Source organism: Planctobacterium sp. AWH2_060 (genome assembly GCF_056158425.1).
In genome coordinates, this window is the sequence record NZ_JBSWTG010000001.1 from 1,501,846 (window position 1) to 1,515,317 (window position 13,472).

The following is a 13,472-nucleotide window of genomic DNA, read 5'->3' on the forward strand; positions in this document are numbered from 1 at the left end:
TATGTTCCTGTTACTGGCTTAATAAATTTTCAATTAAGCGGATTATGGTGTCTTTTTCTGTTGGTTTAGATTCGGCCACGAGTAAAGTTATTGCTGCGAGACCAGTGTCATTAATAACGGGTTGGTAGTTGTCATTTAATAAACGATTATTTCGGTTTAAAAAATCGATAAATAAAAATGCCGCAGTACGTTTATTGCCATCGCTAAATGGGTGGTTTTTGACGACAAAGTACAATAAGTGCGCAGCTTTACTTTCAACACTTGGGTAAGCAGGTTCGCCAAATACGGTTTGCTCCAGAGCGCCCCAAATGGCTGCTAAGCCATCGTCGCGTTCTTGAGCGAATAATGGTGTGGCCTCCCCTTTTGCCATTAAGGATTGTTTGAGTTGATTTATCGCTTTTTTTGCATCGATAAGTGGTGTGAGCTTGCCACCATTTTGACCTTTCGGGCTTTCTAATAAACCTTCATCGTATTGCTGTAGCCATAAAAAGGTTTGGGTGTAATTGGCAATTATATCTACAAGCCCCGCACCAAATTCACTGTTTTGTGGTAAGGCTGCCGCGCGTTTTACGAGTAATAAGGCTTTTTCAAGTTCGTTAGCGTTTTGAGTTAAACGGTCCTGGTTTAATGTGTAGCCTTGTAGTAAATGTTGTTTAAGGGTTTTAGTCGCCCATTGGCGAAACTTTACACCTTGTTGTGACTTGACTCGGTAACCAACAGAGATGATTACATCAAGATTATAATGATTAGTTTGATAAGTTTTGCCGTCCGAAGCAGTTATCCGGAATTTCCGGACAACTTGTTCTTCTATCAATTCCCGCTCTTTAAAGATATTGCGTATATGCTCTGATATGGTTCTTTTATTTTTATCAAAAAGTAACACCATATCGGCTTGAGATAACCATATAGTGTCGTCTTGTAATGGCACAGCTAACCGTAGGCTGCCATCTTCATTTTGAAAGACTTCTATCTGATTAGCCATTTACACTCTTACCTCTTTATCAACCCTTTGGTTTTTATCTCCCAATTCAACATCAAACTGTTTAATAAACTGCTCGATCACATCGGCTTGTGCTTGGCTAAAAACGCCATCTAAGCCCATGTCATGCACTTGCGTAAATGGTGCATCGTAAAGCTGATCTATTTTGATGACGCCATAGCGCACCAGGTGATTTTTTAATAACCCAATAAAACGCTGTTGTTTGGCATTCATATGGGTATGAGTTTGCTGTACGAAATTAGTAAAGCTTTGCTCGATGGCCTCTTTATCCATGCCCACAATGGTGCGCAGAATTTTATCTAAGCTTGCCGTTGAATCTGGATAAAATTCTTTTAGGGTATTTAAATCAATATTCGGATTTTGGACGTGAACCAGGGCATTTAATCGAGCAAGGTCTTCTTCGGTAACTGGGCTACCTGCACGGATTTTTTGTAACACGCTATCGGTTGCAAATAGGGGGGTTAAGGTTTTCTCCACTTCCTGGCGGAAGATCTGATAATCAATCGACACTATCTTAGTAGGCCGCTCTGTTACCTGATAGTCTGCTTCATCTTCTCTGACATCCAGAATAACTTCTTGTGAAGGTGGCTGAATCCCCTTTTCTCTCAAGTGGATAACGCTACGCAATGCCTTGCGGCTGATTTCCAGTGTTTTAAAACCGTCTAACGATGCTGTTAAGTTTTGCCAATACACCTCTTTTTGAATATCAGCAATAAAACTTGCCTTAGCACGCACTTCATTTAAGTGCATTTGTAGCTTTTCAATTTTCGCCATCAAGGCTCGTCGCGCAAGGTCGATTTGGCCTGGGTCGGTATATAGCAAAGTTTGGATAATGGCGATCTCATTATCAAACTTATACGCTTCTGACTGGCCCATAATGTTGCGCCATTGCATCAGTGGTGCAATATGCTCGTATAGACTGGCTTTGGTTTCTGGGGCAAACTGGTTGAGGTACTTTTCATCTTTGCACGCTTCTACCACCCGCCAATTGTCTCGCACAGCTATGGTATTCATATCAAGTGAACATACATCTTGATGAATGAGTTTTATCACTTCATCAAACGTTGCAACATCGGCTTTTTTAAGTGAGGTTTCAGCCAACAATAAGCGTGATTCAAATAATTTTTGCGTTAACGATTTAGACTGTTTAACGTCCTCTTCTTCCGGGTCCATATCGAAGTATTCGAAATTCTCCCAGTGATCAAAAATCAAGAAGTGGGTTTTGTCTTTGCCTGCACCATAAAGATCTTTACATAAACGCGTACCACGACCAATCATCTGCCAAAACTTTACTTTCGATTTAATTGGCTTGGCAAAGACGAGGTTGACACATTCAGGCACATCAATACCTGTATCGAGCATATCAACCGAGACGGCTATACGAATGCCGTTTTCTTCTGTTGATTTGAAATCGTCAATCAGCTCTTCAGCACGTTCATATTTCGAGTGAATAACTCGGCAAAAGTGACTACCTAGCTGCGGATACATATCGGCAAATAGGTTAGCCATAAGTTCGGCGTGAGCGATATTCCGCGCAAAGACAATTGTTTTACCGGGCAGTTGCCCGTCTTTATCACGTAAACCTTTTTCCATCAGATTTCGCAATATCACACGGTTGGTATCTTTATTTTTTACCGCTTCATCGATTTGTTTGGCATCGAAGTCTAATTCGTTAGGATCGATACCTTGTTCTTCTAACTCGGCAATTTGCTCGTCGGTGAGGTTATCTTTACTGATCCCTTCACGCAGGAATTTAGTGGTAAAGCTGACGATTTTGTAAGGTACCAGGTTGCCGTCTTCAATCGCTTGTTCTAGCGGGTAATTGGCCGTTGGCATTTTAAAATCACAACCAAATAGCTGACAGGTTGAACGAGACACCATTTCAACTGGAGTTGCAGTTAAGCCAACTTCTAACGCATCAAAGTATTTAAAAATATCACCGTAAATATTGTAAATGGAGCGATGGGATTCATCAGCAACAATCAAATCAAAATAGCCGACATCATACTTTTGGAAGATACGCATCATGCCCGGATAGGTGGCGATAAAAACACGGGCACTGCTCGCGGCTTCTTTTTTGCTTTTACCCACCACGTACAGCGGCTCTTTGGTAAATTCGTTAAAAGCATTGCCCGCTTGCTTACGTAACTCTTTACGGTCACAAAGGAATAAAACGCGCTTTGCCCAACCTGCGTCTAGCAGGCGTTTTGCCAATGCAATAGATACGCGTGTTTTACCCGTACCCGTCGCTTGTACGATAAGGGACTTGCGATGTTTGTTGGTGAAACGTTCACAGACACGCGATATGGTTTCCATCTGGTAAAGTCGACCTGCAACATCGGTATCAATAGGCGTTTGGTTGAGATCTTTTTTCAAAGTTCGTTGCTTTATGAGATATTGCAATGAGTCTTTTGAGTAATAGCCGTAAAGCTTCCGGCTGTTATAGCCTTGGGCATCATCTAAGATACGGATGTCGTAGCCATTTGAATAGAATATGACAGGGCGCTGACCAAATTCCTTTTCCAGGGCATCAGCATAGATTTTTGCTTGCTCGCGGCCTTTTTCGACCGATTCACGGGTGCGTTTTGCTTCAATAACCGCCAATGGCTTTCCATCATCATCCCACAGTACGTAATCAGCTCTGCCGTTTCCACTATTCGTTGGCTGATGTGGCAAATCAACTTCTTTGCCCACTTCATCAGTACTGGTTTCGTTTAGTGATACATTCCAGCCCGCGGCGCGTAAATCCAAGTCAATAATACGGGCACGAGTTTCAGCCTCGTCAAACTTAAAGCTTGATGTGATTTGCTTATTCAGTGATCGAACCTGGCTGACTTTTTCGGCGTCAATAACTTGTTTAAGCCTGGATGCTTCAATTTGCGCAAGCTTTTGTGCTTTTTGAGATGCTTCCAGCTCTTCTAGCGCTTTCTTTAATCGTGCTTCATTTTCAGCGAGTTGTTTTTCAAGTTGCTTGTTCTTTTTAGCGAACTCTGCACCAGATTGGTCTGTTGGTTTTGTTTGCTCAGGAACAGTAAATTCTGGACAATCTTCTTGCTTGCCTCCCGCATAAGCCATGAAAAGATAACTGGCGACAAAGTAACTCTCTTTTAATATCCAGATAGCTTGCTGTTGATCGACTTTGCCTTCGTGCGCTGCCTGGTTGCCGCTTTTGCGGATCGCATGTAGTTTGTCGGTAATTAAATCAGGTACAACACTGGTGAAGTCGTCTGAGGTTAACTTGTCATAAATGTTGGAATTAGGGAAAACCGGAAGGCGAAGCTCCTTATACAAATAGCCAACCACTTTTTCAGCAAAGCAGCGTAATTTCACTAAAGCACTTTGTGGATCACTGATCACATAATCTTCTGCAAATGCAGCAAGCTGATGCAACTCAGGCCATTTGTTTTGGATGTGTTCAAAATTCATTGATTGCTTCATTCCATTTACTTCCTTGCTCCCATATGAGCTAATTTGATGCCAATTTTAAACCACGTGTTATTTTGTTTGCTCTATTCCCAGATTTTTTATCCAGTTCATCAACGTCTGTCGATTTCTCAAACCTAACATTTTTGCCGCCTTTGTGTAGTGATTTGCAGTGGCTGACAGTGCCGCCTCTATGTATCTTTTCTTAATACCATCAATGACTTGCTCCACATCAACCTGTTGGCCAGCCACCAAAGATATGGAAGGGCTATTTGCCTCAGATCCTCTTTTTATGATCGCATTTTGAATATCACTAACCCCGACATTCGTATTGTCAGAGGTTATAAAAACACGATTCAAGGTGTTCCATAGTTCTCTTATGTTGCCCGGCCAGGGTTGTTCTTCGATAAATAATATTGCTTTTTCGGAAATTATTTTACTTTTGTAGTCAGGCTGTTTTTGAGATGTGGTATTAATTTTAGCCGAAAATTCCGATAACAGGGGGCGAATATCAGCAACTCTTTCTCTAAGCGATGGGATTTTGATAATACCCACGGCCAGACGATAGAACAAGTCTTCGCGAAATTCACCATTTAACATCATTTGCACCAGGTCTCGGTGTGTGGCGGCGATAACTCTGACGTCCACATTGATAATTTTGTCATCACCGACTCGGTTAATTTCACCTTCCTGAAGCGCACGCAGGAGCTTTACCTGGGTGTCTGGCTTAAGCTCCCCCACTTCATCTAAAAACAAGGTGCCGCCATTGGCCTGTTCAAACAGTCCTTTTTTATCTGACAGTGCGCCGGTAAATGCACCTTTGACATGACCAAACAGGATAGAGTCCACCAGCGACTCTGGTAGTGCGCCACAGTTTACAATTCGAAGCGGTTGATTTACCCGGAAGCTTCCTGAGTGGATGGCTTTGGCCATGCTTTCTTTACCTGAGCCGGTCTCACCGAGAATCAAAAGTGGCACTTCGGATTTTGCCAGCTTTTTAGCCTGCTGAACGGTTTGTTTCATGGTTGGGCTTTCAGCGACAATAGAATCAAATGTGACTAAGTTATCTGAGGTCGATACTGCTTTAGAAGCTACATTTTTTGCAACGGACCTGGAGTATTGTTGGCCAAAGTCAACAGGGATGATGGCTTCTGAAATACCGTTATCTTTGGAAGATTGATAAAAAGATACATTATCTTTTGCCTTGCCAATGAGAACACTGGCCACTGACATGGCTGGCGTACCTGAAGTAACATTAATCGTCACGGTATCACTCTTTTCCGCAAGTAGTGATATCCACTGCTCAGTGACTGCAAAAATATCTGGGTAGTGGACAGGGCTGGTTAGTTTAACGGTTTTGACCTGAATGCTTTCGCAGGGTCTCCCATTGTCCTCCAGCCAGCGTGATAGCCATTCCTGATATGGTAGCAATTTGTCATGCCATGAATTCGCAAGTACAACGATGTTGTTGAACACTTGCGGATGCTCCAAAGCCATAGTGGCAATGGCGGCTGGTTTCCCATTTGCCATATTTTCAAGGTCAGCGCTGCCTAACCAGGTTAACAAGGTATTCACATAGACCCACTCGATTTAGAAAAAGAGCAATTATTTTTGCACAGAATAAAATAATTTGCATTTTGGTGTATGTGTTCTGGCATCATTGATAAAAATAATCTCGACTTGGTACAAGTGTTCAGCAAATTAGTGTTGTTATCCAATGTAGCGCTCATCCAGATTTAAACTTTATTGGGATTTAACAGGGCTTCGCAGGCAGTGTAGCGCTTCTCAAGCGGGATGCTCTTGTAAAAGTCGCTTTCCTTTCCGGCTTTTAATATCTGTTTTTTGTGACTTGTATTTGTATCGATAATATAGGTGCTGATTTGCTTGAGCTGATCTGGATTTTCGTGCCAAGATACATTAAAGGCGCATAAATTAGGGAAAAAATAAAGGCTGCTATATTCCGGGATATGGGCATGTATCCACCATGCTAATGATGTCCAATCTCCTGTACTTTCGTAATAGTCCAGATAAGCTGGGATAACAATACAGGCCGTAGCTCCCATAAAGCCCTCTTTATCGCGCCTGTCCCAGATATGACCGGCGTAGTTACTTTCATTGCTGGCACAGTTCGCGCCAAGCTCATTGCCTCTCTGATTGACTTCGCAGCTTCGAAACGCCGAGCGGATATGAATACGACCCCATGCGCTTTGAATAGGCTCAAGGACCTTTTCACAAAGCTGCGTACCGGCTGCCACAGCCAAATCGATATCGTCAGGGATATTATTTAATCCGTGCGCGGCAGCAGTTTCTGAATACAAAAAATCACGTAGAAAAAAGTGTTTTGACAAGCGAATTCTGGCGAGTTTATCGAGCTTTGTGACTTGTGATTTAGACATCTGACATCCTTGTTTTAGAGAGTAGAATAAAAGCTAACACCTTGTTTCCTCATGTACACAATGGGCATAAACATAAAAATCATCAACAGAACCTTCCATTAAACGTTAGAACCTGCCTATTTTGTACAGTGATAGCAGCACTTCTCGGCGCTAAAGTTTTGGTTTCGCTCTTGCTGACGATTTGGACTATCAAATATGCAAATTAATTTGTTCACCAAAAATCAGATCGTTATAGCTTCAAGTTCATCTGTATATCGAAGAATCAACTCCAAATCCAAAACTATTTGCTGTTCTTGCTCTTGCTCCTTATCTATTTCATCTGAAATAGAATCCGTTATCTCTGTGTAGTGTAGGTCTATGGCATTTTTGCATGCCTCCTGTACTCCACTAATTATATTTTCTGTGCCTGATTCAATTACCTTCTGAAGCTGAAACTGTTGTTTGCGTATTTTCTCGTTATACTCATTTTCAGCATCACTAGCTCTCTTTATATCCCAAAGGACTATTCCAACTTGGATTAAAGGTGCTGCCTTTCCAGCCCACTTGTCGAGTGTTGTACCCCAACGCCCCTTGATACCTGGGATTTTCAACTTACGTAACTGCAATAAACTTTCTTTTACTATGCTTTTGTGGTCGGCTTTTTTGAACATATCAATGGCAAGTTCAGTAACATTAACGTTCGAAGTATCGTCATTGTTGCCTAGACTAACGGGAGAACCAGAAAGCGTAGTATCTCCAATCGGTAAATTTTCAAAGTTTTGTTCAATAAAATTAGATGCATCGTCACATAAACGTTGACAGATACTGTGCATGGAAGAATTTACTTCGTTCTCTTGTCGTTCTCTATTAAACAGCTCCCCAACCTCAGCGCGAATATTTATTTCTTTAGAGCGAATAAAATTATTTACCTTGCTAATCAACAGTCCCTGTTGTTTTACGGCTGTTTCTCGTAATTGCTGTTTTTCTTCTATAATGGTTGATGGCTTGGGTGCTTCTTCCTGTATCGCAATTGTTATTGGTTTCAACAAACAGCTTTTCACAATACCTTTAATCTGTTGGAGATACCCTGTTTCATTGTCATATAGGGAAAGCCACGAATGAAATTGCTGCTCAAAATCTATAATACCCGAATGCTGGGCTAGCCTCTCTGAGTTCTTAAGCTTTGCCGTCATAGCAGTTTTGACATTAACGGCAATAATGTTTATTTGAAATAATTGTTCGTCGGTAATGTTGTAACAAGCAGCCAGCATAAAAAGTTGCTCATTTAACTTGGTAAGCGCCTTCTCAAGATCACCACCAGTGAGTTGATGATTGAAAACGATAAAGAGCTTTTTACCTCTTTTGATAAAATCGAACATGCGTTGGTAAACATCTTTGACATCTTGATCTCCCTCTCTTATAACAAACAGCATCAACATGCTTCGTTCTATTTGGTGTGCTGTTACCTCTTCATGTTCTATTGGGGCATTTACTCCTGGAGTGTCCAGTAAAGTGCATCCATTCCATTTATATTGATTAACAGAATCTGTTTCAGGAATATCCGCGACAGGCGCAACTGCTTCACCGATTAATGCATTTATTAAGCTGCTTTTGCCTCCATTATATGCGCCAAATAACATTATCTGCGGACGAGACTCTGCAAACGATTCCCTTAATTCCTCTATTAATTTTCCAGTACGCTGTTTACCTAAATAACGATCAGATAGCGGTTGGCATTGTTCAACAAGTTTATTTAAACCTATACTAGTAGTCATTTCAGCAGCTCCTTCTGTCTAATTATCTCTTCTTCAAATTCGCATATGTGAGATGTAAATTTTGCTGAATATTCATTGAGTTGTTCCAGCACTTGTTCCCAATTTTTAAAAGCTTTGTCGACTTCCTTTGGAAGTAACTCTGAAATGCATTCAATAGCTTGGGTAGTAATCTGCGTAGCACCAACTCCAACTGATGTTGTGCGAGTTATCGTTTCAATAAAAGTATCACCAACTTTGTTTCCAAGATATCCGCCAACGCCCCCCCCAACCGTTGCACCAATTGGTCCTGCAATCATCATCCCTATTGCCATTCCTACCCCTGACCCTATACCTGATGAAGCTGCCTTCTTACTGTAACCAATGGTTTCTTCATAACTTACTTTTATATCTTCATAGTTACCTAAATGATCAGGATTAATATTTATAAGTACAGGCTCAACTTGGGAAATAAAAGTTTTAATAACGCTATTAATTCGTTTAGATAACTCAGTTTCAAGGTGATTTTGAATGTTTAGAGCTAATTTCTTCGTGTCTTTATCTTGTCTGAACTCATTAGCCCAGTCAGGAATAAGCTCAACGAGTTCAAGTTGCAAATCGCTGCAGATATCTTGTTTATGACATTCGAGTCCAGAACTCTGTTCTTCTAGTAGTGAATTTAGATTACTTAATTGTGGCGCAATATTTTGATTAATACCGCCTAAGACTGCGTTTTCCAGATAATTAACCACTTGCTGATGAGCCTTTTTACTCTTAAATATTCTGGCTTCGTCCATAGTTTTACCTATCGACTCAAGCAACGCAAATAAGCCACTGTCTCTTAACGCTGATTCATTCTTGTCTGACTGTTTATACCAGTGAACCGATATGGAGACAGGTGATTTGAGTTGCTCTGCCTGATTTAGCTTTTGCTTGGCTCTCTCCGCAACGTCATCTTCTTGCAATTTTCTATTACTTTGGGGTTTGTTCTCAATAACTTGAACTAGTTCATCGTTTTCATCAAAGTCCTCAGTGATGAAATCACTGCGAGTGATAACGGGTAATAACGGTTTATTTGATTCGAGTTCTTTTTTTAAATCTTTTAGTTCTTGCACCTGTCCCGGAGAAGTAGAAGGTGTTATCCAAAGTACTAAGTCTGCGCTGTCAGTGAATTTACGCGTCAAATCACCGTTTTCATCTGTTACAGAGTGTAAGCCAGGAGAGTCTAATAGAACCAATTTTGATCCTAACTCTACCCCTTGAATTCTGGCAGTAGTCTCAGTTGCCCCTTCCTTAAATTTTTCCTTATTGTAATGCCTTGTTCCCCGATCCAAATAAAAATAATTAACGTCCTCATCTGTGAAGCAGGAGGCAAGATAGTTTGCAAATGAACTCTTCCCTGCGTTAACTTTACCAAAAACCAATAAGATAATTCTGTCTTGATATTTTTCAGAAATGGCACGCATCGCTGTGCATCCATCCCATTGAATTGACCATTGTTTTACTGCATCGGATAATTCCTGCTTAATTTTTTGGAGTAATATGGATAGAGAATTATTTTTTTTGAGCTGTGATGGTGCAGATAACTTATAGAGTTTGTCTATTAATTCCTCACGTAACGCTAATATATTGTACTCCGCTCGTTCCAACTTTTTAAACTCGCTCTCAAACGAATTTAAAGATTGAATTAATGGATTCTGCACTTTAGACCTCCGTTATCATTTCCAAGGCACGCTTTAATTCCAACAATTTTTCTTCGCTTGCACGTTTACGTCCTTGCAACTCCTGATGCTTTTTTGACACAGCTATGTACTCACTGACATCAAGAATTTCATCTACATCATTGAATGCTGCCAATTTGACTTTTAAACACTTGGTGTCTTCAAGTTGATATTTCTTTGCGAGTGCTTCAGCTTGTTTTTCTATAAACGAATTAAGCTTTTCTTGTTTAACTTTTTGTTTCTTTTCTTCGCTGTCATCGGAACGAGTAGTAACTCGGCGAGAAGCTGTATCGTCCTCATCTGATGAAATAATTGCTACAGCAACACCAACTACTGCAGCTCCGATAAGCCATGGTAACGGCATAATTGTTCTCCTTATAAGTCCATTTCTTTCGCTTGTTTCGCTATTGTTTGTTGTGATTTATAAACTGCCCCCTTAAATTCAGAACGCAACTTTTCTATTTCATGCTCTAATGTAATCAACTTTCTTTCTTCAGACCAAGCTAGTGTACTGAGCTCCAAATTCGCTTTTCTTTTAAGGCGTTTTTTTTCTTTATTTTTAAGTAATTTTAATTGATTTTTGAGATTATCAATGTGCTCAAGTAGGACATTCATTCCACTCAGTGCAACAAATTTATTTATATTCTCTTTGATACCCCTTATATAACGAATTGAGGAAACTTCAAATATTTCCATTTCAGGCAGTTGTTTTTTTATTTCATTTAAAATTTTTTGCTTATCCTCATCACTCGGTATTTGATCGATCTGGGTAAGTACCAAAAATAGTTTTTTACGATAGTTATTGTCCAGTCGCGTGAGTTTTTCATATACATCTAATTCATATTTGTCTAACTCACCAGCTTTAACGTTGTGTACCAGAAAGATAAAGTCCGCAATCTCAAATGCTGCATCCATGGCTTTACTATCGTCATTCCCATACGTATCTGCATCCAATCCGGGGGTATCAACCCAGGTCACACCATTGTATTTATGCTCTTGAATTGAGGTAGTTTCCCTTTTATCAGCCGCTTTAAATATTTCATCGCCACAAATAGCGTTTAAAAGCGTACTCTTCCCATGATTATACTTACCGAATACGGCTATTTTTAATTCTTTTGGTGTTTTAATTGATTGATAAAGGCGTTTCAGATTCCTCTCAGAAGAGGGAACTAATTTAATCAACCAATCTAATTCAGTGTCAAAAGAGTTCATAATTTTACTCTGTAAATTAGGTTGAAATTGTGTTTGCTTTGTAACTCGTTACATACTTTGGCATTAATCTGATAAAAGTCATGCTTCGATGAAAACTCAGGTTTAAGCAGTTCAAAATATTCTTCTACATTGCAAACTAAAGGTCTATCGTCGTAGATCCTACATCCAATTTCAGGGCTAAAATAACGACATGTGCCGTTTCCCAAATCGAATGTTCTTAGCTCGACCACGTGTTCTATGTGCTGGCAACAAAGTCCGCACTTTGTGCAAGGGTAAGTCACAGGTGGATAAGTGCCTCACCTTGAATAAATAAAGACAATATACTTTTTGCCCACTCTTTATATACAACCGCAAGGTTCGGATTTAAATCAAATGAACTTACCATTTGATTAAGAACCTCCTCCTCGGCTTGGTGCAATGTTCCATCTGAATAAACCAATGCCATGATTTCAAGAAGCGCAATTTTTTTGTGATTATCTTCTCCAAACAAAGATAGCGTTCTTTCTAAATCAAATGTTTCAGCATGATAATCCACATCATCCATCTGCATTTCCATACAATATTTGTCGATCATCAACTGCTCTTTCTGACAAAATTGCTCATCAGTGTGAGCTATATGATGCGCTAGTTGCAAAAAGGCTTCTTTTTCTTCAATGTTAAGTCTATTTAAAAACATGATAATCCTAATGGTGTATTGATTTTTCAACTAATGGAGTTTTGCTCCACAACCTTTTGTAAATAACCTCTTGATTCAATTTGTAATTTACTGGAGAACATATTCATCACTTACGTCTGCAACATCCCTCATCGTTACATCCCAAACATCCTCTCCGAATCCTTTTAGCCACTGTTCTAATTGTTTCGAATGCACTACTGTGGCAACTACCTGATAGTGGTCTGAAAATTCCTGAGTCTGCTGGTTTTCTGACAGGGGTGTTTCCAGTAAATGGCGGCCTGATTCTTTAGTTATGCAGAATTGCACTGAGCATTTTTTTCCTTCACCGAATCCAAAACGACCATCAGCATCATATTGGCTGAGCCTGAAGTTTTTGGGCCGCTCAAAATCAAAGCTGGAACTTTTCGCATTGCGTATTCGATGAAGTGCCAGACTGCGTTCATTCTCATACCCTTCAAATCGGCAAACCAGATAGAGTCGAGGGCCTTGCTGTGCCAGTCCTAATGGCATAACGCGGACTTTTTTCTGCTCTTGTTTTGCATTGCTATAATCAATAGAGAGCCATTTGTCATGAAACAAAGCATAACTGACGGTATTGAATACATCGGTATCTATCGCAGGAGGTATCAGTGGTTGGGTTTCTCTGACAACTCTCACCTTTTGCAACCACTCGCGCTCTTTTGTTGTATTCTGACCAGGGGCAAGTTGCTGACGAGCTTCAGTGAAAAATCCCTGCAAAGAGCTTGTGACATTGCCCGGTAATAAATGACTAAGATATTGTTCCGCCAGACTTAGTAAGAGAGACTCCTGCGGAGAAAGACTGTTGGGAAGTGAAAATCCCTCACTGTGTTTTTGCCAGGAATAGCCATAAGGCTTTGAGCGGGTGTCTCTTTCAATATTGAAATGCTCACACAGCATTTCCAGATTCCGCTGAATGGTGCGGATATCACGCACAATACCAGCCTCTTTGAGTTCCTGGTGCAATTCTGATGCTGAGACTTTACGGCGTTTTGGAATGCGCTTTAACACTTCAAAAGCAAGTGTCAGGGTTTCGCTGGTAGTCGGGCGGGTAGCCATAACGATACTTCCATTTTTCTTTTGTGAGGCATACGCCGTACATCCGTGAAGTATCAAAAGTAGTTTCAAATCAACACTCCGTCAACCCCAAATCTATATTGAAAACCGATTCTAATAGGGCGATCTGACAAATTGTGTCGTATGGGGGTTACGGTGAGATTTTTTCTGACGCAAGGTCGTTGCGTGAGCTGTTCTTCAAGTTGTTGCCATTTTACTGTAGATATTAAGGTAAAAAAC

The 13,472-nt window shown here is 40.5% G+C and carries 11 protein-coding genes; all 11 read right to left on the minus strand.

What is annotated here, in order from left to right:
• Positions 1–10: 10 nt before the first annotated feature.
• A complete protein-coding gene (locus ACXAD8_RS06600) occupies positions 11–982 on the minus strand; it encodes a virulence RhuM family protein/type II toxin-antitoxin system death-on-curing family toxin (protein ID WP_475226391.1) in 972 nt (323 codons plus the stop codon).
• Positions 983–4,438 carry a DEAD/DEAH box helicase family protein gene (locus ACXAD8_RS06605; protein WP_475226393.1) on the minus strand — a complete coding sequence of 1,152 codons (3,456 nt, stop codon included), beginning with the start codon at positions 4,436–4,438 and terminating at the stop codon, positions 983–985.
• Between the two features lie 57 nt (positions 4,439–4,495).
• Positions 4,496–5,998 (minus strand): sigma-54 interaction domain-containing protein, encoded by a 1,503-nt coding sequence (locus tag ACXAD8_RS06610; RefSeq protein ID WP_475226395.1) that lies wholly within the window; start codon positions 5,996–5,998, stop codon positions 4,496–4,498.
• A gap of 161 nt (positions 5,999–6,159) precedes the next feature.
• The gene (locus tag ACXAD8_RS06615; protein WP_475226397.1) at positions 6,160–6,819 is read right to left on the minus strand and encodes a hypothetical protein; all 660 of its coding nucleotides are present in this window, start codon (positions 6,817–6,819) and stop codon (positions 6,160–6,162) included.
• A gap of 221 nt (positions 6,820–7,040) precedes the next feature.
• A complete protein-coding gene (locus tag ACXAD8_RS06620; RefSeq protein ID WP_475226399.1) occupies positions 7,041–8,573 on the minus strand; it encodes a GTPase in 1,533 nt (510 codons plus the stop codon).
• Entirely contained in the window at positions 8,570–10,252 is a 1,683-nt protein-coding gene (locus ACXAD8_RS06625; protein WP_475226402.1) for a dynamin family protein, read from the minus strand. The genes ACXAD8_RS06620 and ACXAD8_RS06625 overlap by 4 nt, the downstream gene beginning before the upstream one ends.
• A gap of 1 nt (position 10,253) precedes the next feature.
• Positions 10,254–10,634, minus strand: a complete 381-nt coding sequence (locus tag ACXAD8_RS06630) for a hypothetical protein (RefSeq protein ID WP_475226404.1) — start codon at positions 10,632–10,634, stop codon at positions 10,254–10,256.
• An 11-nt stretch (positions 10,635–10,645) separates the two neighbouring features.
• Entirely contained in the window at positions 10,646–11,482 is an 837-nt protein-coding gene (locus ACXAD8_RS06635) for a GTPase domain-containing protein (RefSeq protein ID WP_475226408.1), read from the minus strand.
• The gene (locus tag ACXAD8_RS06640) at positions 11,479–11,763 is read right to left on the minus strand and encodes a YkgJ family cysteine cluster protein (RefSeq protein ID WP_475226411.1); all 285 of its coding nucleotides are present in this window, start codon (positions 11,761–11,763) and stop codon (positions 11,479–11,481) included. The genes ACXAD8_RS06635 and ACXAD8_RS06640 overlap by 4 nt, the downstream gene beginning before the upstream one ends.
• On the minus strand, positions 11,760–12,158 hold the full coding sequence (locus tag ACXAD8_RS06645; RefSeq protein WP_475226414.1) for a TerB family tellurite resistance protein: 399 nt from the start codon (positions 12,156–12,158) through the stop codon (positions 11,760–11,762). Before ACXAD8_RS06645 ends, ACXAD8_RS06640 begins: the two co-directional genes overlap by 4 nt.
• Before the next feature lie 87 nt (positions 12,159–12,245).
• Positions 12,246–13,235, minus strand: a complete 990-nt coding sequence (locus ACXAD8_RS06650; RefSeq protein WP_475226416.1) for a helix-turn-helix transcriptional regulator — start codon at positions 13,233–13,235, stop codon at positions 12,246–12,248.
• Positions 13,236–13,472 lie beyond the last annotated feature (237 nt).